Source organism: Butyrivibrio sp. FCS014, from assembly GCF_000526935.1.
In the GTDB taxonomy this organism is placed as follows: Bacteria; Bacillota; Clostridia; order Lachnospirales; family Lachnospiraceae; genus Butyrivibrio.
The window spans coordinates 1-20,331 of the sequence record NZ_JAHA01000022.1 but is presented as its reverse complement, the minus strand read 5'-3'; the positions used below and the strand labels follow the sequence as shown (position 1 = coordinate 20,331).

Sequence of the window (20,331 nt, the reverse complement as noted above, 5' to 3'; positions counted from 1 at the left end):
GCAAGTTTAGTAATAACACTTGTTACTTCACCGGCTTTTACAGCCTCTCCATCAACGAGAATCTTTCCGGCTGAGTCTTTGACAGTGAGCACACCGTCAGCATTTCCTGAATACTGAAGTTCATACTTCTCTGTATTTGAATAGGTAGCTGAGATGATGCTGTAAGCAGGTGCTACATATGTAACAGGTCTGTCCTCAGCGGACTCATCCTCTGAAGGATCGATGGTTGTAAGCTCTACGTCTTTAAATGTCGCCTTCACGTTTCTGGACGCAAAGAATCCGATGTAAACATTTCCGGAATCCAGTTTTGGAAAGTGCCTCTGTGTCATAGAACTTCTTCTGAGAGATCACGTTGTCATTTCCGTCAAGATATGAAACAAAATATCCCGTGTTATTCTTCTGTATCCTTAACCTTATCTCGGTAAGAGGCTGGTCGCAGGTTCCTAAATCTTTTTCTGTGGTCTCATTGGCGATAATATTTCCGCCGTAACCCAGAGGCCCGAAGCTCTTCTCCAGTGTGTACATATTGGTGGAGAACTGATTGTTTACCACATCAGTGTTATTAGCTTCAAAAGCTGAAAGATTATCAGATGTAACGCCTTTCTTCTCCTGTGCCCCAAGGCCGAGCTTCATTGTAATCTTTGTATATCCGGGAGTATTTACAGTATAGGTCTCTCCGGTCTCGGGATCATAGCCGTACTCAACCTTGGTTGCGGAGGCCATGTAACTGTTGTTCCAGAATACTGAAGCATCTCCGTTAACACCGACTCTGTCAGCCGCCATAAGGCCGAAGCCCTCCTGGCCGTTTGAAAGAATCCACTCATCAAATAACAGCTGTTGCTGTAAAAGTAAAAGTTCTGGATCTGCAGGGACTGCAGTGTAAGTTAGAAAGGAAAGACCGGTCTGTGGAGCCAGGAAACGATCTTGCCCCTTACCATTCCACTGCCCATACGCTTACGTATCATCCTGATTTACGCTGTAGCCGCATTCAACTTGCCTTTGATGAAATTCCCTGTCCAAATGCCGAGAATACCCACCTCGGTCTCAAGCGTCCTTTGTAACCGTGATGTTTAACTGAGCTTTCTTCGGAAAACATCTGTTTATTGTTTCATTTTCTTCAACTCTGTCGCGATTTGCTATAACAGCAAGCTTGTACTCATTTCCAACTGTAAGACTTGTAAAGATATAGGAATACTCTGTCCTTGTTGTTGGTCACAACCTCAGAAGGTGTGTAGGCAGCCTTGGTTGTAAGTCCTGCCGCACTTGAAAGATCTGTTGTAACGATACTGTAGGATGTTGCCTCAGGTTACGGAGTAAAACTTAAGAACAACCTTTCCTGCGCCTTTAATTTGTTGCAACTTTGATTTCCGGGTGCCGCAAGAGGAAGAACAAACTTAAGGTTCTCTGACTTGTCGCTGTTCTTGTCCTCCTCATCTATTCTGTGAGCTGCCACAACAAAGTAGTACTCGCCGGATGCGGAAGGAGTAAATGTTGCTGTACCATTGTCTACCTTGGAGGCGTTCATGACCTTCTCATCTGTCTTGGCATCATACATAACTGCTGTTACGGAATCAGCTCCGTCATAACCGGTCTCTACGGTGAATTTAACGTTTATGGTCTTACCGTCCTCAGAAAGTGAGATCTTGTCGATAACGGGAGCCGCAACTTCACCCCAGGCCTTGCGTTCCTGCACAACTGCCTCTCCGCCTTTCTGAACAACAGTGATCTTATAGACTCTTGCGCCTCTGTTAAGCGTCGTATCCTCAGGTGATACAAATCTGTAGGTACCCTCTCCGAGGCCGTAATATGTAAGTGTAGCCTTGGATGTACCCGTAACGAACTCTATATTCTCATTATTTGAAACAGTAGTCTTGGCATCGCCGCTAACTCTAACCAGCGCAACCTTTGATGTGTTGGAGCCTCCTGTGGAGCTTGTCTCAATGGTCACATTGGCATTGCCTGTAACAATGAACTCAAAGTAGCTGCTCTCAGACTTTCCAATCTCCGTTGAGGTTACCTTTTGGGTGCTGGAGTTAATGCGCTTTGTAACACCGCCATAAGCTGTGATATAACCGTTGGCAAAAGTTGTTCCTACTTCAATAACTTCTTTGTCCTTTGCAGCAGTAAGGGTTGTAGCGTCAAATACATAGGTAGTTTCGGCAGCGCCGCCTTCGGGTTCCTCAGGGTCAACATTAACCTTTTTCTGTAGGGATAACAATCTTCATGTCATCGCCGTTGTCAGCAAAAAGGATCCCATGTTCCAAGGAAAGTCTCTACCGAGATGCTCTTTCCGTCGGTGGTCTCTTCCTTGTCACTTACCGGGGCCCAGCTGACTCTTTTGCCCGTATTATCAACGCCCTCTGCCATCTCATAGGTGCCGTACTCGACGTTCCTTTCGGTTGTGCCGCTGAGTGTTGAAAAGCCAGCCATCGGGCATAATAAGGGATGCCGATGATGCCTTGTGCTGATAGCAGGTTGCATCCACTACAGTGTTGTAGAACACTACTTCGGAGGTGTTTGCCGCCCATGGTCTTCCCAGATATCCGGCCTTTGAACCGTAGGAAGAAGCTGTGTTTTCTCCGGGAACAGTGGATGTTACCTTACAGTTGTACATAAGGTAGCCTCTTGTTGCAGCGTCTTTCTGCTGAGCGGCTGTGATGTAGCCGACGTCATTGCTGTCCTCGGAAGTATTGAATATAAGGTTACACTTAGCAAAAACAGCTGTCATTCCGCCGAAGATATAGTCTGTTCCGCCATAGATATCGCAGTTGTAATATGCTTCCTTTGAACCGGGATCACCGTAAAGTGTGTCCTGACGTCCAATGAATGCGCAGTGGTTGAAATATGTCTTGTCTGCAGCTGTGCGGATTGCCATAGCTGCGGCTCTTTCAACGTATTTTTTGTCCTGAACGGTCACATCTCCGGCAGACAGGCCCGCGCGGGGAGCCGATCCCTCTTTTGCGGAGCTCTGCTTAACAATGGTGTCGGCAGCCGCAAGATCTGACTGATACTGGTTAAAAGAGTTCTCAAAAATAATATCGTAAGCTTCAAAGCCGGCTGCATTCACAACAACCGTTGCGTTCCAGTAGCTGCCTGAGGTTGTGCCGCTGCCGGGATTTGTAAATGAAGGATATCCGTTGTAGTTGTTTACCTCCAGAAGCTTGGCATCATATTTGCAGTCATCGCCCATGCTGTAGTAAGTGTAGCCATGGCCGTAGTAGCCTGTGATCCTTACGGAATCCTGTGCAAGGGAAATGCCCTTGTTTACAGGAGTGATGCTTGCGCCCTTTACGGCGTTCTCAAAGGTAACGTTGGGTGTGTCGATAACCAGCATTTCCTGGTAGTCGCCGGGCTGGATCTTTTACTGTAACTCTCTGCTGTGAAGCATCCCTGTCCATGTTGCGGATCGCTTCCAGAGCCTCATTTATTGTGCTGTAGTCCTTGCCCTGACCAACGGTAACGGTCTCGGAATAAGGAATCTTCTCAGGTGCTTTGGTAGATACGATGGGCACCTTAACAACGTGCTCGATATCCGCCTCGTGGATAATAGCGTCATAGGAGTGCTTCTCGTCGAATTCGTATCCCGAAGGAACACCTGATACATCAAGTCTGTACTGTCCTTCTCTCAAAGCAGCTGATTCATCAGCAATATCTTTTCCCGAGAAGGTGTATTTGTAGGTTGTGTCCGCAAAGTCCTTCTCCTTATCCAGAAGAATGAAGGTAAAGCTTGCATTCTCAAGGTCTGCCATGGTGAGGTCGCTCTCAGTTACCTCTACGAAAACCGGTACAACAACCTTCTGGACAAAAGAAATTACGGCGTCTGCTGTTTTCTTGTCAGCCTTAAAGGTTTTGGTCAAAAGCTCGTAGTCATCAACGCCAAGCGCTGTAAGGTCGTATTCCACGCCCTTTTCAAGGGTAACCTCAAAGGATCCGTCACTTGCAAGCTCAAACTTTGGAACATAAACGGAGGTCTCGGACTTTGGAGCAAATACAAGCTCAAGGTTTTTTCTCGAACCCTTCCGGCATTCCGGCGCCGTATACAAACTCAAGATTTCCCTTTACAGAAACCAGCTCAACAGCAGACACGGCAACATCCATGGTTGTGTCACCGGAAATGCTCACTGCGCTGTCTGAAGTGATGATATACTCATCAGCTCCCTCAAGAGACATCTTGTATTCAAAGCCCTGAGCCAGAACAGCGCTGTAGTTGCCGTCCGAAACGGTGGCCTTTACTTCGTTGCCGTTTTTGGTATTGGTGAAAACAATGTCAAAAGAGCCTGTTCCATCAAAGCCTGAAACAGAGCCTGAAAGAACGCTGTACTTGGCGTGCTCGCGGTAAACCCTGGCAACTACCAGCTTCTCTTCTATTGAGTACAGCTTGTATTTTGATGTAGCAGCGGGATAGAAGACCATCTTCTTGGCCTTGCCGGAGCCAAGATTGAATACATCAGATGCCTTATCCGTAGAATCACTCTCATTCTCAAAAACAAGAGTGGATTCAGTGCCGTTACTGGACACATAGTATGTCATTGTGTCATCGGCCTGACATGCAACCGAAAGGTATACGTCAGTACTCGCCTTTATATTCGAATACAGATAGCCGCTAAGGCTGGTCCCGTCATCCGCAACAAGGCTCTTTTCATCATATCTTGTCACTTCCGTATTGGTGGTTCTGATACGGTGGCTGGTCTTGCCTGCAGCGTTAAATGAAAAGTCTCCGCCGTCAATGGAAAAATCTCCAACACTGACTCCTGTGGATCCGGGTTCAATGTTACTATTTGCATTAAAGCTGTTAAGGGTAGCCACATCAAGCCTGTTGTTGTAGGCGTCTCCCAGATTCTCTGCACCGAAATCCCATACGTCTGTCTTGGAATCGTCAAAAGACCTGTCGGAAACAGCCGCAGCTTTCACAGCGCCAAGGACAGCTTTGGTCTTTAACGCCTCTTTCACAGTCTCCTCCTCGGCCTCTTCCCCGGTTTCCTCTTCGGCTTCCTTGGCCTCTTCCCCGGCTTCCTTAGACTCTTCGGTCTCCTCTATAGTCTCTTCTTTTGCTGCTTCCTGTGTTGTAGCTTCCAAGGAAGCATCCTTCTTCTCGTCTTCATCAGAAAAAGCAGCCTTTTTCTCGTCTGCGCCTTCCTCGTCATCTTCGGATGAAAGGCCGCCTGTGGCTGCATCTGTCTTGCCTGAGCCCGCATCGTCATCAGGTTCAGTATCTTCTTGTGAAACCGCTTCCACTTCAGTCTCAGATGTCTCAGCGCCGGTTTCCGCAAAGGCCACCGCTCCGGACAAGTTAAAAGACATAGTGGAGAGCCCCATAGTTACTGAAAGAATCGCCGCCATGATGCCCGCAGCAACCTTTCCCCTTCTCGTTCTTCTTGTCATACTTAATCCTCCCAAATTTAGTCCAACAAGCACAAATTATGTATGCGAATGTAAACGCTTACATTCCGCGTGAAATAATCATAGCATAACGGTCCTTCAAAATATATTGTAAAAGCACCACAAAGAATTGTTAGCGGTTTCATGAAATATGAACAATAAAAGCGGGAAATTGAGGTCTGTTTTAGTGAGAATAGAATAAGAATTCTAAAAAATATATAAAGAATGCATAAATTGCAAGAAAAAACAGCCGTATCAAAGATACGACTGTCTCATGTATAAGTGTGCGTGACAGGATTCGAACCCACGACCTTCTGGTCCGTAGCCAGACGCTCTATCCAGCTGAGCTACACGCACATATGCCAATTGCGGCAACACACTATATTATATGCACTACAACCGGCTTTGTCAACAAAAATATTACCCCGCTGTTTTTGAGGCAGCGGGGCAGTTATCATTGCATCTTTTCCGCAGCTTCCTCAGCCTTGGTCTGAGTAACAAGCTTCTCCATGTCGGATCTGGCAAATTCGAAACAGGCCATGAGTTTTTCCGAGAAGACGCCGCACTCACCGTTCTTGATCATCTCATAGGCTTTGTCCATGGGATATGCAGATTTGTATACCCTGTCGCTGACAAGAGCATCATAAACATCCGCAAGGGCGGTAAGCTGAGCTCCTATGGAATTATCTTCCCCCTTAAGCCTGTCGGGATAGCCACGGCCGTCATATCTTTCATGGTGATGACGGCAGATATCAAGGCACATCTCATAGTATTCCTTGTCCTGAACGTCCTTGAGCATCTCTATTACTTCGCTTCCCCGTGTGGTGTGGGACTTCATTATCTCAAACTCTTCGTCGGTAAGGCGACCGGGTTTTAAGAGGATAGAGTCCGGCACCGATATCTTGCCGATATCATGCATGGCCGAGGCCTGGGTAATGACATCGATAAGGTGGGGATTGAGCCCCAGTTCCGGATAATTGTTCATGGCAGTAAGAGCAAGGATCCGGACAAAGCCCTTGATCCTCTTAAGGTGATAGCTGGACTCCATGCTTCTGAACTCAACAATGGTGGCAATGGTGTCTATTACCTTCTCGTTGCTGTTACGCAGCTTCTCTTCCTGCTTCTTAAGATACAGGAACTGTTTCTTTAAAACCCTTGTCTGGTCGTCAACCTGACTCTCCAGAGAGTTCTTGTGATCATAGAGCTCTATTGTTCTGGATACACGCTTATCTACAATTACAGGGTCGAAGGGCTTATGTATAACATCGGCAGCCCCCTTCTGGTAACTGGTACGCTCCGCCTCCGTAGAGGTGTCCGCTGTGATCATCAGGACCGGAATGTCCTCATTCAGGTTATCCATCTCGCCCATCTGTTCCAGCACAGCATATCCATCCATCTCAGGCATGACAATATCAAGGAGAATCGCCGCCAGGTCGTCTTTTTTCTCCTTCATGATATTGATGGCTTCGGTGCCGTCTCCGGCCTCTATGATGTTGTACTTATCCTTGAATATCTCTCCAAGAATGCCTCTGTTTATCTCGTTATCGTCAACTACAAGGATTGAACGATCAGCCATATAAGCCTCCACGCATGTTTCTAGATCTTACCTTTCCACGATGGCTGCGCAGCCCATACCGCCGCCTACGCACAATGTTGCGAGACCCTTGTGTACGTCTCTTCTTGCCATCTCATGGAGAAGTGTAACAAGAATTCTGTTTCCGGAACATCCAACAGGGTGTCCCAGTGCGATGGCGCCGCCGTTTACGTTGAGCACGTCATTGGAGAATCCAAGATCATGCTGAACAGCCACAGACTGTGCTGCAAACGCCTCATTAGCTTCTATAAGATCAAAGTCGCCGATTGAATATCCGGCTTTTTTCATAACCTTCTGTGTTGCGGCAACAGGGCCGATGCCCATGATGCTGGGCTCTACGCCTGCAAGCTCTCCGGCGATCCATGTACCCATGGGTTTAACACCCAGCTCTTTTGCCTTCTCCTCACTCATAACGATAATAGCGGAAGCCGCGTCGTTGATACCTGAGGAATTGGCCGCTGTAACTACGCCGCCGTCCTTTTTGAAGGCGGGCTTAAGATGAGAGATTCCCTCAACGGTAACGCCTTTTCTGGGTCCCTCGTCGGTATCGAAAATGATGGTCTCTTTCTTTTTCTTGATCTCAACAGGAACGATCTCGTCCTTGAACTTGCCTTCCGCAATGGCCTTCTCGGCCTTGTTCTGTGACCAGGCTGCAAACTCGTCAAGCTGCTGCCTTGTAAGGTGCCACTGCTCTGCGATGTTCTCGGCTGTGATGCCCATGTGATAATTTCCAAAGGCGTCGGTAAGGGCATCCTTGATCATGGCATCCTGCAGCTCGCCTGAGCCCATGCGGTAGCCGTAACGGCCCTGCTGCATCAGGTAAGGTGCCATTGACATGTTCTCCATACCACCTGCCACGATGATGTCAGCATCGCCCATGCCGATAAGCTTTGCCGCAAGGTTCACACAGTGAAGTCCGCTTCCGCAAAGTACGTTTATGGTTGTAGCAGGAACCTCAACAGGGATACCTGCGTTGATCGCTGACTGTCTTGCGGGATTCTGTCCAAGGCCTGCCTGGATAACGCATCCCATGTAAACTTCATCAACCTGTTCCGGTTTGACGCCGGCTCTTTTTAATGCTTCCTTAATAACGATTGTTCCAAGGACCGGTGCCGGTGTGGTGCTCAGGGCTCCCCCCATGGTTCCGATCGCTGTTCTGCATGCTCCTGCCAATACTACCTTTCTTGCCATTATCCCTTTTCCTCCATCCATGTTTTTATTATAGAAAAAAGAAGCGGCAGACCCGCAATTGCAGAGTCTCACCACTTCCATTTTATCATCTTAATGTATAGCACTCAACGCATTTTAGATTATTTTCAGAAATGCCTCCCGGGAAAAGAGTCAGCTTTCACCGCCATGTTTCCTGTATAAACTAAGGGGCAGCTCAAGTCCATGATCCTCAAGGAGCTTCTCGTTTCGAAGTATTTCCTGCGCATCCCCGTCGGCGATGATGGTGCCTTCGTCAAGGAGTATCACCCTCTTGCAGGTATCCATGACAAAATCCAGGTCATGGGAGGTGATGATCTTAAGGCAGTCAAGCTCATTCAGTATGCCGATGAGGTTTCGGCGGTTCTTAGGATCCAGGGCAATGGACGGCTCGTCCATGATAATGATATCCGGCTCCATGGAAAGGATCGTGGCGATGGCCGCAAGCTTCTTTTCCCCGCCGGAAAGCTTGTAGTTGTGCTTCTTTCGAAGTTCCGTGATGTGCACCCTCTCAAGAGCCTCCTGAACGCGGCGCTCTACTTCCTCGTCAGAAAGGCCGTAGTTCTGAGGTCCGAAGGCCACATCCTCCTCGATGGTGGAAAGGAACAACTGGCTGTCGGAATCCTGGAAAACATAGCCCACATGCTCCCTGATGTGGTTTAAGTTCTTCCTGTTAACGGGATGTCCGGAAACCTCAAGGGTTCCCTTGCATTCCAGCCTAAGCCCCACAAGGAGCTTCATCAGTGTGGACTTTCCGATTCCGTTGGAGCCGATGATGCCGATGCTCTCTCCGTCATGAGCCACAAGGTTTACGTTCTCCAGGACCATGTTTCCGTCCTCGTAGGTGAAGCTTAAGTTTTCGATTTTAAGAAGTTCTCCGTGTACTCCGGTGTGCATTACTGTCGTCCTTTTCTAAATCACTTTGCGATCAAACAAAGAATCTGATCACGATAAATATCGCTATCCATATTATCGGAAAAAAGAAATCTACGGGTTTAGCCGCACGCTTTTTTACCCGAAAATCGCCATTAAAGCCTCTCAAAGTCATGCTCTCATACACAGCTCCCGCCCGGTCCATGCTTCGAAGCAGCCACTGTCCCACCAGCGTTCCCCAGGCCTTGTAGTGTATGCCCTTCTGGGACGGGGCTCTTAAGTGATAAGCCGTGGTGATGCGATTCGCTTCGTTCCCCATAAGCCCGAAATACCGGTAGATCAGGAGGATGACTATGACGATGACCTTCGGCACGTGCAGCATTCGAAGGGCGTAGCACAGCTCCTCAATGGAAGTCAGCGCAATGAGAATGTAGGCTGTAAGCACCGTCAAAAGACCTTTCAGTATCAGGGTCAGCATCGACACCATTCCGCCTGTGATGGTGATCCCGGCAGGATTCTCGGCTGTAGCGCCAAATATCATCACCGGAGTCCTGTCAAAAAACGGATTGAAGATGCCCACAAATATTACCAAAGGCAGTATCAAACGCATTCTGTACAGGCCCTCCTTGAAGGAGAGCTCTCCCACGATAAAGCAGAACGCCGGGAATACAGCCATCAGGATCAGCCGCTGCAGATCATATTTGTCGACAGACGCCACCATAAATACGTAAATAACGCAAACAAGCAGCTTCCCCAGAGGATGAAGCCGGTTCATCCAATGGGAACGCTGCTGAAGTTCCTGAAGCCTGTTAAGTTCATATAAATGATCTTCGATTGATTTCATGAAACCTGCTTAATTGCTATTATATCAGGCACTTGCCTCCGTAGTCTCTTCCTTCTTTTTGAAGAATCTGAAGGCGTAGCATGCACCTACGGTAACACCTACAACTACCAGAGATCCAACGATTCCTGAGAAGCTGGTGCCTACAGCTGACTCACTGTTCTTAAATGCATAGTCAGGCAAAAGAGATGTGGCATCCTGGATACCTGCTGCAGTATCATATGCTCCGCCCTCTGCCTCAAGTTCTGCTGTTCCGGCAACCTTCTCCATGGACCACTCAAGTCCATCAGGGAATGCTGATGCAACCAGAGAGATTGCTCCGCCTGCGATCGCTGCGCAAACTGCAAGAACGATGATTGTTGTCTTGAATGAAAGCTTGCCCTCTTTAGCCTCGGTCTTCTCACCAACGCCCCAGAGAAGCTCAGGTCTTGCCTCGTGTACGAATACAAGAACTGCTGCTGTGATAAGTCCTTCTACAAGACCGATTGCCAGGTGAATAGGCTGCATTGTTCCAAGGAATACGGAAAACGGAAGCTCTGTAACACCGGACAAAAGTGTCTCAATACAAACTGAGAAAGCACCAAGCTGAAGAGTAAGAACACATCCGATGATTGAGGCCGCGATTATCTTCGCTTTTGTTGCTCCCTTCTTCATCATGGGTCTCCATATAAGAAGCGCACCTATAAAGCACCCGTAGAACGCCATGTTCCAGACGTTACAGCCTAGGGCTAATAGTCCTCCGTCGGCGAAAAGAAGACATTGGACAAGAAGTACTCCTATCATGGTAAGGAATCCCGCAAAAGGTCCAAGGAGTGCAGAGAGCATCATGCCTCCACAAAGGTGTCCTGATGAACCTGTACCGGGTATAGTAAAGTTCAGCATCTGAGTCGCAAATACGAAAGCTCCCATAACTCCCATTACCGGGATCTTCTCAGGAGCGCTTTCCTTCCTGACCTCATTAACTGATACTCCTGCTGCCGCAGTTGATAATACATACATTGTTCCGGCCACTGCCGGTGCCACAAGGGCGTCTGCCATATGCATAAAGTAAAACCTCCCAACTATACTTTTTGGCTCTGATGACCGCCTGCGCAGCAGACATTTTGGCCAATCTAATTGTGTATTTTTATTAATACGACACAGCTAAGTATAGTGGCTGGCCATATGACCCGCAAGCCCCCCAGGGGGTTATTTTTATGCATTAATTGCGGTGTAGCCGAATACCTTAACCGCGTGGAGCCGGTTGGGGGAGATTATTTCTCTGTCTTCTTCTCCGCTTCTTTCCTGGCGAAGATGCCGCGGATGGCCTCGTCGTAGGGAGCCCTGAGAACGCCGTACTCTGTAACGATGCCGGCTATCAGCTCGTTGTCCGTTACATCGAAGGCGGGGTTATATACATTTATCCCCTCGGGCGCCATGCGCTCCTTGTACCACATTTCCGTAACTTCCTCAGGTTTTCTCTGTTCTATCTTGATGTCATCTCCTGTGGGAGTGTTCAGATCAATTGTTGAAGTAGGCGCGCAGATATAAAAAGGAATTCCGTATCTCTTTGCCGCAAGGGCCACCATGCTGGTTCCGATCTTATTTGCCGCATCGCCGTTGGCTGCAACCCTGTCGCATCCTGTGAAGATAGCATTGATGGCGCCGCTCTTCATAAGAGATGCCGACATGTTATCGCAAAGAAGGGTTGTGTCTATTCCTGCGGAAGAAAGCTCATAAGCTGTCAGTCTTGCGCCTTGAAGCAGCGGTCTTGTCTCATCGCAGTATACCTTGATCTTGTAGCCCTTCTCATGGGCAAGATACATGGGCGCAGTTGCGGTGCCGTACTTGCAGGCACACAGCTGTCCTGCGTTGCAGTGGGTAAGAAGACCGTAGCCGTCCTCGATAAGTGTAAGACCATACTCGCCGATGCGTCTGCAGACGTCGATGTCCTCCTGCTTGATGCGCTCGCACTCGTCGTGCATTTCCTTTATGAGGGCGGATCTGAGCTCGGGCCAGGATTTCGATTCGCGGGAAGCAGATGCATCTTTTCCCGAGGCGGTTTCCCGGAGCGAAGCAGATGCTTCTTTTCCCGGAGCATCTGTGAGATTCTTGTAAACGTCTTCCACGTGGGCCTTCATCCTCTTAAGAGCCCAGGACAGGTTAACGGCTGTGGGCCTCGATGAATTCAGATAATCACTCTTCTCCTGGAGCTCACTCATGAATTCCTCGTAGCTTCCGGCGGCGGAATGCTTCATCAGAAGGTAAAGCCCCATTCCGGCGCTGACGCCGATGGCAGGAGCTCCTCTTACCTGCAAAAGGTAAATTGCATCCCATATCTCTTTTCCCGTGTGAAGTCTTATGATCTCGGTTTTACCGGGAAGCAGGGTCTGGTCGATGATCTCCAGAGCGTCGTCTTCGTCTATAAGGGCAACGGTTTCGTAATCTAAAATGCTTTTCATTGTAGGTCTCCGATCTTGTATTTATTTCAAATATTGGGTCACCAGGCTTTGTCTGATATCGCTTAGACTATTATATATTATTTCCGGGCGGTTGTGGTCATGAACTACCCTCACCGACGGCGTAAATTTACTGTAGGATTCGAAAGGGTAGATTGCCCCTGTGATCAGTTCAGATGTTCAAACCTTACTCATTATAGCGCCTGGTTGGAGGACAGTTCAAGGCTGTCATTCTAATCCTTGGTCTGTAGTCAAGCAGATCAAGGATAGGTGTGCGCTCTGGCGCACTTTATTCAAAGGCAGAGGCGTCAGCCTCTGGCTTCCTTTTAGAACAGTTTCCAGATGTAGTTATGCATTCCGATGCTCATCCACTTCTTCAGCTCTGAACTAAGCTCTACCTGTATGCTATCGACATACTTTCCCCACGCCGGATGGGAATACTGTTTTTCTCTTACATGCGCTACTACAGTCTCTACTTCTTCTGCCCCAGCAGCCTTAGGCATTACTGTCTTCTGGTAACGCACAAGTTCCAGCATATCCCTTTTGTTCCATGTATAGGCACTGAGTCTTGCCATCTTATCAGCGCCTTTTCGACTCCAGCCCATTGGAGTCATGCTCATTCTTTTTGACAGGACATGACTGACATGACCTTCAGTACTACATCCAGGAATCCTCCTGTATCTAAGCCTTGTCTTGGCTGCAGACCAGTTATCAAGTATATAATCAGCGCCTTCTTGCACACGTTTCATTTCCTTGTCGTTTGAGGCATGATATTCAAGCATATCTACCACAGACAGGAAATCTTCCTTACTTCCATCCTTGATCATTTCACAGAGAAGCTTTCTGGCATCATCAGCACTATCCATCAAATGGTTTGTCATCTTTATCAGGTATTTTTTGAGGTGGAACTCGTCCATCACATATGTGATGCCACTTATCCTTTTTCCCCCAGCCTTAATCCAGGCTCCACCATCTGCTCCTAGGTATATCCTCTTTATGCTGCTTATGTCATAGTTGTTGTCAATATATGTGTAGACTTCATCCCAGAGTTCACTGTTTGCTTTGCCTTCATAAGAACCACAGAAGAAATGGGCATTAACAAGGTGATGTCTTGTACTCTTGGGAGCATCCTTTTCAATGCCCTCATGAACATAGATAAGCTTGTTTATCATTCCATTGAGTTTTCTTCCATACTGGTTGACCTGGAGATCCCCCTTTTCCTTCTGGAACTGAAGCGACACATGATCTTCATCAGCCTCTATATACAGATACTCAACCTTGCGTTTTCTGCCTCTTCTTTTCTGTTCCTTGGGGAACTCGAGAGCATGTATCTTATCCTTTACAGTCTCTTTGCTGACCTCATCAAGGATGCTTGCTGCTTGTCCACCTTTACGATAAGAGGTCTGAACGCTCTCTGATAAGAGCTGTGCTATGGCATCTTCTGACATCCTTTCATGAGGGTCAAATGAAAGCATGTCATCCAGTAGATATCTGCGTTCTCCAGTCACCTTGTTCTTAAACAGTGTCTTGGAAAACATAACCTTTCCAATTGAGGTGATAAGAGACTTCTCGTCAGTCCTTACCACTTCCCATCTTTCCTTTCTCACAGGACTGTCTTTTAATATCTGGTTGCAGGTTGTAAGGGTTTCAGAAATGTAATCCAACGCCATCTGAAGCGCTTCATTCCTGACCTTGTATATGAAACCTGCAAAGTCTCTCGGATCCTCTGAAAAATCTTTTGATGCCTTCTGAAGATTTGGTACTCCATTCTCAATAAAATGCTGTATACTATTTAACACAAGGGGACTCCTCCGTTTGGTTATTTTGGCTTGGACACCGTAAATAACTATATCACGAAGGAAATCCCCTTTTTCAATTAATCCTACAAAAACTTTACGCTAGCACCCTCACCGACTCCACGTCGGAAAGGATTTCTGTTATGCCGCATGGCGGCATGAACCTGCAGGATGCTCTATGCATCCTGCAGAACAGGGCATGTCCACGATGCCCCTATCCCATTGGCTTACCTTTGGGAATACTTTCCTTAAGATGTTTGCAGCTCCATTTATGTCTGCATTTGTTATTGTACCATCATAGTGCCTGTAAAGTCCTCTCTGTATCCTCTTGCCTGAAAAATCGAAGTTCTCTTTCGCATTCTTTTTATACACAGGGATATAGTCTTTTGCAAGAAAGTCTGCCTTTGATGTGTAGCTTTCTTCCGTGAGAACAAACTCTATACCATATTCAGCAAGTTTGTATCTGAGCATGTCTGCAAATATCAGCATTGGTATCTGCACAAAGTTCTGGTTATTGACATGTCCTATACCTATCTCCCGTTTCTGGTATGTATTATGCCCCATCACTACTACATCTACATGGTTATCCCTTGCATAGTCTGCAAGCTGTCTGCTCACCTTATGGAACTGATCCTTTATCCTTCTGTTCCTCTTTTCAGTAAGAGCATTCATCTTTCTTGTCCTGTACCTGTTGTTGCATGTCATGGCACAGGATGCGAGTCTTTTCATCTCTTTGTTGTAAAACTGGTTGATTGACTTGATCACTCCTCCCTTAATCACAAATGGCCTTGCACCAAAAGTGTTGGCTACAGCTACCAAGTTGTCTGTCCCGGGATCTATAGCCATCACTCTCATATCTTTCAGTTCCTCTATATCCGAAAGGTCTGAGAGGATATCCTTATCAGCCATTGGGATCATCCCCATATCAGGAACAGCTAGGACTACATCCAGGACAAAGCTGTTTCCACAGGGCTTTATACGCACTTCCTTAAGGCATGCTTCTTCATGGAGCTGGCCAAGAGACAGCTTATCCCTGGTACCGGGAAACTTAAGACAGTCATTATTGATCCTGCAGATCTGATTTGTCAGGATGGCTGTTTTGAACGAGCCCCGTGACATATATCCCGGCATCTTGGGGCGACCCGTGAAAGCTTCATGATTTCTTCCATATGCTTTTACAGCTTCAAAGAAAGACTTATAGTCCCGAAGGAGGAGTTTCAGTATCTGCTGATTAGCCTGTGCCGGAAGGGCATAGTACGCCTTATCCCTTGTAACCTTTAGCAGATAGTCCAGACCATTGTATGAGAGCCACTTACTGTCACCAAGATATTTAGTCCCTGAAAGATTATCTCTTACGAGCCTGTAAACCATCATCTGATTTGGGAAAAGAGGCTTGAACTCAGCCATTGAATCAACCGATGACGAATACTGCCTTAAGATGAAATTTGCCCTGTTGTACAGAACGGCTGATGATCTGCAGATACCCCTGCAGTAGTCATAGAGTATGTGGTTTCTGCTTATCCTGTATTGCCTTGTTCTGTACACGGTTGAAAATTCCTTATCAGTATTCTATAGTTAGTATTATAGCATACTTTTCAGAAGCATACAAACATTTGTTCTCTTTAGATGTGGAGCAAATTTATGCAGAAATCAATAGTAGAAATAGTAGAATCAGATATCCTGAACGAGTACAGAAGAGGCTCACATTCCGTATACAAACTCACATACCATATAATTTTCGTGACTAAATACAGAAAGAAAGTGATCACTGATGAGATCGGTGATTTCATGAAGAATTACGCAGCTTACCTCTGTGGCCGCATGAACAGTGAACTTATTTCAGCAGAGACAGATGTTGATCACATGCATCTTCTGATCTCCATGCCACCTGATGTGGCACCTGTAAAAACTCATTAACTCATTAAAATCGCAATTATCCAAGGAAGTAAGAAACACATATAGAGCACACGTTGAGAAATACCTCTGGGGAGATTCTCCCTTCTGGAGTGCAAGTTACTTTTGTGCTACCACCGGAAGCGTTTCTCTTGATACTGTTAAGAAATATATTGAAGATCAGCGAACAGAAGAACACAAACGCAAATACATTAAGACCGGGAAGTACAAAAAGAAAAGCTAGTGCGATTCATCACGCAACCAACTTCATCGGAAGGGATTTTCTCGCACGTAATATCATAATTCAAGGACGCTTGCCGCAATTGCAGATTCATCACTAAAGATGAGTATGAAGAAAGGCAAAAAGAATGCGGAATAGATCCTAATATACTATCCCATCAAGAAACAATCGCCCGGGCAGCATTGCCCGGGCGATCGTTATATACGTCTAATAATTCAACCTGCAAGATCTATCAATTCTTAGCAGCGAGCTCGTCTTTGAGTCTCTTTGTAAGAGCGGGAACAACCTTGTTGAGGTCGCCTACGATACCGTAGTCTGCTACGTCAAAGATGGGAGCGTTCTCATCTTTGTTGATAGCGATGATGATATCGGACTCTTCCATACCCGCAACGTGCTGGATGGCACCGGAGATACCGATAGCGAAATACAGCTGAGGACGAACGGTCTTACCGGTCTGTCCAACCTGCATATCCTTGGGCTTCCAGCCTGAATCTACAACTGCACGTGAGCAGGAAACTGTTCCGTTAAGAACCTCTGCGAGATCCTCAAGGAGCTTGAAGTTCTCGGGTGATCCAACTCCACGTCCGCCGGATACAAGGATCTTGGCAGCCTGGATATCTTCAACTGCTGAAGTCTCTTTAACGATCTTAACGATCTCTGTGTAGCAGTCGTTCTTCTCGAAGCCGGGATTGTAGTCTACAACTTCTGCCTTAGCACCCTTGATAGGATCGATCTTCTGCATAACGCCGGGACGAACAGTAGCCATCTGAGGTCTGAAGTCAGGGCATGCGATGGTTGCGATTGTGTTTCCACCGAAAGCAGGACGTGTCATAAGAAGCTGTTTGTGCTTCTGCTCTCTGCCCTCAACAGGCTCAAGAGGGAAATCTCCGATATCAAGCTGAGTACAGTCAGCTGTAAGACCTGTGTGTACTCTGGATGATACTCTGGGGCCAAGGTCACGGCCGATGGCTGTTGCGCCAACCAGAAGGATCTCAGGCTTGAACTCGTTGATAACTGATGCAAGAGCGTGTGTATAAGGCTCTGTTCTGTAATCCTTAAGCTCGGGATCGTCTACTACGATTACTCTGTCTGCGCCGTACTCAGCAAGCTTGTCAACAAGTCCCTTAACATCGCTTCCAAGAAGTACTGCGGTTACTTTTTTCTCATCGAGGTCTTTCTGCAAGACTCTTTGCTTTGCCCAGAAGCTCCAGGGCGATGCCTGAAAGTTCGTTATCTACCTGCTGAGCAAAGATAAATACACCTTTATATTCTTCTAAAGACATGACTCTTCTCCTTTTTCTATAAATAATTATTTCCGGTCGTCAAGTTTTCATTAAATGCCTGCGCGCAGACAAAAATGAAACTTTTCGTCCATATCACTTATACTACGTGTTTCTCCTTAAGTTTACCTACGATGTAATCTACTGCCTCATCAGGTGAATCGGGAGTAACCTTCTCGCCCTGTCCCTTCTTTACCTTATCTGAAGCCTTAGCGATCTGTGTAGGTGATCCCTTAAGACCAAGGTTTGAATCGTCAACGTCCTTAAGATCAGCTCTGCCCCAAACTGTAACTTCCTTGTCGAAAGCATCGAAGATTCCGCCGGGAGTCATATATCTGGGCTCGTTGAGCTCTGAAAGAGCTGTGATAAGGCAAGGCATGTTAGCCTTTACGATGTGATATCTGTCCTCAAACTGTCTCTTAACTTCAACTGTTCTTGCCTTCTCGTCAACCTTGATCTCCTCAGCATAGGAAATTACGGGAATTCCAAGATGCTCAGAAATCTGAGGTCCAACCTGAGCTGTATCTCCATCGATAGCCTGACGGCCTGTGATGATGAGATCATACTCAAGGTTTCTGAGTGCGCCTGCGATTGTTGAAGATGTTGCCCATGTATCAGCGCCGCCCAGAACTCTGTCTGTTACAAGGTAAGCCTTGTCTGCGCCCATAGCAAGAGCTTCTCTAAGTACTGCGTCAGCCTTGGGAAGACCCATGGTAAGAACTGAAACTTCTGCGCCGTACTCGTCTTTTAATCTAAGTGCTGCCTCAAGTCCTGCCTTGTCATCAGGATTCATGATTGCCAGCATTGCACCTCTATCCAATGTTCCATCGGGTTTGAACTTAACGCCGCCCTTTGTATCAGGGACCTGCTTAATGCAAACTACAACTTTCATTTTTGTTCTCCTTCTTAGTTTTTAATCATAAGGAAGTGATTTACTTCAGCAAATCACCGGAAATAACCATTCTCTGAACCTCAGATGTACCCTCGTAGATCTCTGTGATCTTAGCGTCACGCATCATTCTCTCTACTTCGTACTCTCTGATGTAACCATATCCACCGTGAAGCTGAACAGCCTTAGTTGTAACATCCATTGCAACTTCTGCTGCGAAGAGCTTTAGCCTTAGCAGCCTCTACAGAGTAGCGGTCAGTCTTCTTCTTGGCATCTGCCGCTGCATAAACAAGAAGCTTTAGCTGCCTCGCACTTTGTAGCCATGTTAGCAAGCTGGAACTGGGTGTTCTGGAACTGACCGATCGCACGGCCAAACTGCTTCTCTCTTTAACATACTCAACAGTTCTGTCAAGAGCGCCCTCAGCGATACCAAGAGCCTGAGCAGCGATACCGATACGTCCGCCATCCAGAGTATGCATTGCGATAGGGAAGCCCTTTCCGCGAGCACCAGGAAGGTTCTCTGCAGGAATGTGGCAATCCTGGAAAATAAGCTCGTAAGTAGAAGATCCGCGGATACCCATCTTGTTCTCCTTTGTTCCGAAGGTGAATCCGGGTGTTCCCTTCTCAACGATGAATGCTGAGAACTTCTTCTGCTTTCTGCCTCTCTTGTCTTCTACGATATCTGTGTAAGCGATGATGATGTAAACATCAGCTACTTCACCGTTTGTGATGAAGCACTTTGATCCGTTAAGGATCCACTCTTTGCCATCCTCTGTAAGAACAGCCTTTGTCTGTACGCCCTGAGCGTCTGTTCCTGCCATGGGCTCTGTAAGGCCGAAAGCACCGAGCTTCTCACCCTTTGCAAGGGGAACCAGATATTTCTGCTTCTGCTCTTCTGTTCCGTATGTAAGGATAGGATCGCAGCAAAGTGATGTATGTGCTGAAACGATAACTGCTGTAGTTCCGCAAACCTTTGCAAGCTCCTCAACACACATTACGTATGTGAGAGGGTCACATCCCTGTCCGCCGTACTCCTTGGGAATCGGGATACCCATGAAACCGTACTTCTGCATCTTCTTAACGGTCTCCATAGGGAATACTTCTGTCTCATCAACCTCTATTGCATTTGGCTTAACTTCTTTTTCTGCAAATTCTTTAAAAAGAGCTCTCGCCATTTCATGTTGCTGATCAAGCTGAAAAATCCATGATATAAAACCTCCGATTATATTGTTTATGTTTTAAGGAAACACCTGAAACTACGGGCTCGAAAGAACCTCGCCTCGTAATTACTTATCTGTAGGAACCTTGTTTCCATCAGCGTAGTTGTAGAAACCGATGCCGGTCTTTACGCCAAGCTTCTTGCCACGAACCATCTTACGAAGAAGAGGGCATGCGCGGATACTTGGAATCGCCTGTCTCTGAATAAAGAACGTCCATGATAGCAAGAACGATATCAAGTCCGATGTAATCGCCCAGCTCAAGGGGTCCCATAGGGATGGTTACATCCAAGCTTCATAGCTGTGTCGATACCTGCGATATCTGAAACACCCCTCTGAATATACGAAGATACCTTCGTTGATCATAGGAACAAGGATTCTGTTAACAACGAAGCCTGCTGCCTCGTTAACCTGTACAGGAGTCTTTCCGAGATCCTCAGAGATCTTCTTGATCTTATCAACGTACTCATCGGGAGTGTTGGCGCCCTGGATAACCTCAACCAGCTTCATAACGGGAGCGGGATTGAAGAAGTGCATTCCGATGATGGGCTTTGCAAGGCCTGAGCCAATCTCTGTGATTGAAAGAGATGATGTGTTTGAAGCAAAGATACAATCGGGATTCTTAACGATGTTGTCCTGAAGCTCCTTGAAGAGGGTTCTTCTTGATATCCATTACCTCAAGAG

The 20,331-nt window shown here is 47.0% G+C and carries 20 protein-coding genes, 1 tRNA gene and 2 pseudogenes; 2 read left to right on the top strand and 21 right to left on the bottom strand.

The window, feature by feature from the left end:
- The 16 genes from T456_RS20810 to T456_RS0118670 form a co-directional block, all read right to left on the bottom strand.
- A partial coding sequence (locus T456_RS20810; protein ID WP_035802772.1) for a hypothetical protein occupies positions 1-260 on the bottom strand: 260 nt, incomplete at its 3' end.
- Positions 244-783: a hypothetical protein gene (locus T456_RS0118740; protein ID WP_024867472.1), complete on the bottom strand. Its 540-nt coding sequence runs from the start codon at positions 781-783 to the stop codon at positions 244-246. The genes T456_RS20810 and T456_RS0118740, both read right to left, overlap by 17 nt.
- A gap of 523 nt (positions 784-1,306) precedes the next feature.
- Positions 1,307-2,218: a hypothetical protein gene (locus tag T456_RS0118735; protein ID WP_024867471.1), complete on the bottom strand. Its 912-nt coding sequence runs from the start codon at positions 2,216-2,218 to the stop codon at positions 1,307-1,309.
- Positions 2,219-2,238: 20 nt separating this feature from the next.
- Entirely contained in the window at positions 2,239-2,367 is a 129-nt protein-coding gene (locus tag T456_RS23510) for a hypothetical protein (protein ID WP_278246951.1), read from the bottom strand.
- Position 2,368: 1 nt separating this feature from the next.
- Complete coding sequence (locus T456_RS0118725; protein WP_024867470.1) at positions 2,369-3,334, bottom strand: pectinesterase family protein; 966 nt, start codon at positions 3,332-3,334, stop codon at positions 2,369-2,371.
- On the bottom strand, positions 3,300-4,043 hold the full coding sequence (locus T456_RS0118720) for a hypothetical protein (RefSeq protein ID WP_024867469.1): 744 nt from the start codon (positions 4,041-4,043) through the stop codon (positions 3,300-3,302). The genes T456_RS0118725 and T456_RS0118720 overlap by 35 nt, the downstream gene beginning before the upstream one ends.
- Complete coding sequence (locus tag T456_RS0118715) at positions 3,997-5,382, bottom strand: hypothetical protein (protein WP_024867468.1); 1,386 nt, start codon at positions 5,380-5,382, stop codon at positions 3,997-3,999. Before T456_RS0118715 ends, T456_RS0118720 begins: the two co-directional genes overlap by 47 nt.
- 280 nt (positions 5,383-5,662) lie before the next feature.
- Positions 5,663-5,736: transfer RNA gene (locus tag T456_RS0118710), tRNA-Arg, on the bottom strand.
- A gap of 97 nt (positions 5,737-5,833) precedes the next feature.
- Positions 5,834-6,955, bottom strand: coding sequence for an HD domain-containing phosphohydrolase (locus tag T456_RS0118705; RefSeq protein WP_024867467.1), 1,122 nt, complete (start codon positions 6,953-6,955; stop codon positions 5,834-5,836).
- Positions 6,956-6,982: 27 nt separating this feature from the next.
- The gene (locus T456_RS0118700) at positions 6,983-8,164 is read right to left on the bottom strand and encodes an acetyl-CoA C-acetyltransferase (RefSeq protein ID WP_024866172.1); all 1,182 of its coding nucleotides are present in this window, start codon (positions 8,162-8,164) and stop codon (positions 6,983-6,985) included.
- A gap of 150 nt (positions 8,165-8,314) precedes the next feature.
- Positions 8,315-9,076, bottom strand: a complete 762-nt coding sequence (locus T456_RS0118695; protein ID WP_024866173.1) for an energy-coupling factor ABC transporter ATP-binding protein — start codon at positions 9,074-9,076, stop codon at positions 8,315-8,317.
- A 31-nt stretch (positions 9,077-9,107) separates the two neighbouring features.
- Entirely contained in the window at positions 9,108-9,896 is a 789-nt protein-coding gene (cbiQ, locus tag T456_RS0118690; protein WP_024867466.1) for a cobalt ECF transporter T component CbiQ, read from the bottom strand.
- Between the two features lie 24 nt (positions 9,897-9,920).
- Positions 9,921-10,937 carry an energy-coupling factor ABC transporter permease gene (locus tag T456_RS0118685; RefSeq protein ID WP_024866174.1) on the bottom strand — a complete coding sequence of 339 codons (1,017 nt, stop codon included), beginning with the start codon at positions 10,935-10,937 and terminating at the stop codon, positions 9,921-9,923.
- Positions 10,938-11,146: 209 nt separating this feature from the next.
- Positions 11,147-12,334 carry an S-methyl-5-thioribose-1-phosphate isomerase gene (mtnA, locus tag T456_RS0118680; RefSeq protein ID WP_024866175.1) on the bottom strand — a complete coding sequence of 396 codons (1,188 nt, stop codon included), beginning with the start codon at positions 12,332-12,334 and terminating at the stop codon, positions 11,147-11,149.
- Between the two features lie 323 nt (positions 12,335-12,657).
- Complete coding sequence (locus tag T456_RS0118675; RefSeq protein ID WP_024864352.1) at positions 12,658-14,130, bottom strand: ISLre2 family transposase; 1,473 nt, start codon at positions 14,128-14,130, stop codon at positions 12,658-12,660.
- Between the two features lie 138 nt (positions 14,131-14,268).
- A complete protein-coding gene (locus T456_RS0118670) occupies positions 14,269-15,672 on the bottom strand; it encodes an RNA-guided endonuclease InsQ/TnpB family protein (protein ID WP_024866176.1) in 1,404 nt (467 codons plus the stop codon).
- 96 nt (positions 15,673-15,768) lie between these two features.
- Between T456_RS0118670 and tnpA the strand changes: the two genes are divergently transcribed.
- Positions 15,769-16,044 carry an IS200/IS605 family transposase gene (gene tnpA, locus T456_RS21780; protein ID WP_051465078.1) on the top strand — a complete coding sequence of 92 codons (276 nt, stop codon included), beginning with the start codon at positions 15,769-15,771 and terminating at the stop codon, positions 16,042-16,044.
- Entirely contained in the window at positions 16,040-16,264 is a 225-nt protein-coding gene (locus tag T456_RS24400) for a transposase (protein WP_081749161.1), read from the top strand. The genes tnpA and T456_RS24400 overlap by 5 nt, the downstream gene beginning before the upstream one ends.
- 229 nt (positions 16,265-16,493) lie before the next feature.
- Here the strand turns inward: T456_RS24400 and T456_RS20800 are convergent.
- From T456_RS20800 to T456_RS24215, 5 genes and pseudogenes are all read right to left on the bottom strand, one after another.
- Positions 16,494-17,544 (bottom strand): annotated as a pseudogene (locus tag T456_RS20800) (electron transfer flavoprotein subunit alpha/FixB family protein).
- A gap of 97 nt (positions 17,545-17,641) precedes the next feature.
- Positions 17,642-18,433: an electron transfer flavoprotein subunit beta/FixA family protein gene (locus T456_RS0118655; RefSeq protein ID WP_024866179.1), complete on the bottom strand. Its 792-nt coding sequence runs from the start codon at positions 18,431-18,433 to the stop codon at positions 17,642-17,644.
- Positions 18,434-18,473: 40 nt separating this feature from the next.
- Positions 18,474-18,632, bottom strand: a complete 159-nt coding sequence (locus T456_RS23505) for an acyl-CoA dehydrogenase family protein (RefSeq protein WP_278246950.1) — start codon at positions 18,630-18,632, stop codon at positions 18,474-18,476.
- Positions 18,616-19,605, bottom strand: coding sequence for an acyl-CoA dehydrogenase family protein (locus tag T456_RS20795; RefSeq protein ID WP_278246949.1), 990 nt, complete (start codon positions 19,603-19,605; stop codon positions 18,616-18,618). Before T456_RS20795 ends, T456_RS23505 begins: the two co-directional genes overlap by 17 nt.
- A 111-nt stretch (positions 19,606-19,716) precedes the next feature.
- Positions 19,717-20,310, bottom strand: a pseudogene (locus T456_RS24215) (3-hydroxyacyl-CoA dehydrogenase family protein); the annotation flags it as partial.
- Positions 20,311-20,331: the final 21 nt, after the last annotated feature.

Excerpts from the sequence above, each read along its gene's own strand:
- T456_RS0118740 (WP_024867472.1), bottom strand. The coding sequence starts at position 783 with ATGGCGGCTGACAGAGTCGGTGTTAACGGAGATGCTTCAGTATTCTGG.
- T456_RS23510 (WP_278246951.1), bottom strand. The coding sequence starts at position 2,367 with ATGGCAGAGGGCGTTGATAATACGGGCAAAAGAGTCAGCTGGGCCCCG.
- T456_RS0118725 (WP_024867470.1), bottom strand. The coding sequence starts at position 3,334 with ATGCTGGTTATCGACACACCCAACGTTACCTTTGAGAACGCCGTAAAG.
- T456_RS0118715 (WP_024867468.1), bottom strand. The coding sequence starts at position 5,382 with ATGACAAGAAGAACGAGAAGGGGAAAGGTTGCTGCGGGCATCATGGCG.
- T456_RS0118705 (WP_024867467.1), bottom strand. The coding sequence starts at position 6,955 with ATGGCTGATCGTTCAATCCTTGTAGTTGACGATAACGAGATAAACAGA.
- T456_RS0118700 (WP_024866172.1), bottom strand. The coding sequence starts at position 8,164 with ATGGCAAGAAAGGTAGTATTGGCAGGAGCATGCAGAACAGCGATCGGA.
- T456_RS0118695 (WP_024866173.1), bottom strand. The coding sequence starts at position 9,076 with ATGCACACCGGAGTACACGGAGAACTTCTTAAAATCGAAAACTTAAGC.
- cbiQ (WP_024867466.1), bottom strand. The coding sequence starts at position 9,896 with ATGAAATCAATCGAAGATCATTTATATGAACTTAACAGGCTTCAGGAA.
- T456_RS0118685 (WP_024866174.1), bottom strand. The coding sequence starts at position 10,937 with ATGCATATGGCAGACGCCCTTGTGGCACCGGCAGTGGCCGGAACAATG.
- mtnA (WP_024866175.1), bottom strand. The coding sequence starts at position 12,334 with ATGAAAAGCATTTTAGATTACGAAACCGTTGCCCTTATAGACGAAGAC.
- tnpA (WP_051465078.1), top strand. The coding sequence starts at position 15,769 with ATGCAGAAATCAATAGTAGAAATAGTAGAATCAGATATCCTGAACGAG.
- T456_RS0118655 (WP_024866179.1), bottom strand. The coding sequence starts at position 18,433 with ATGAAAGTTGTAGTTTGCATTAAGCAGGTCCCTGATACAAAGGGCGGC.
- T456_RS23505 (WP_278246950.1), bottom strand. The coding sequence starts at position 18,632 with ATGGATGTTACAACTAAGGCTGTTCAGCTTCACGGTGGATATGGTTAC.
- T456_RS20795 (WP_278246949.1), bottom strand. The coding sequence starts at position 19,605 with ATGGCGAGAGCTCTTTTTAAAGAATTTGCAGAAAAAGAAGTTAAGCCA.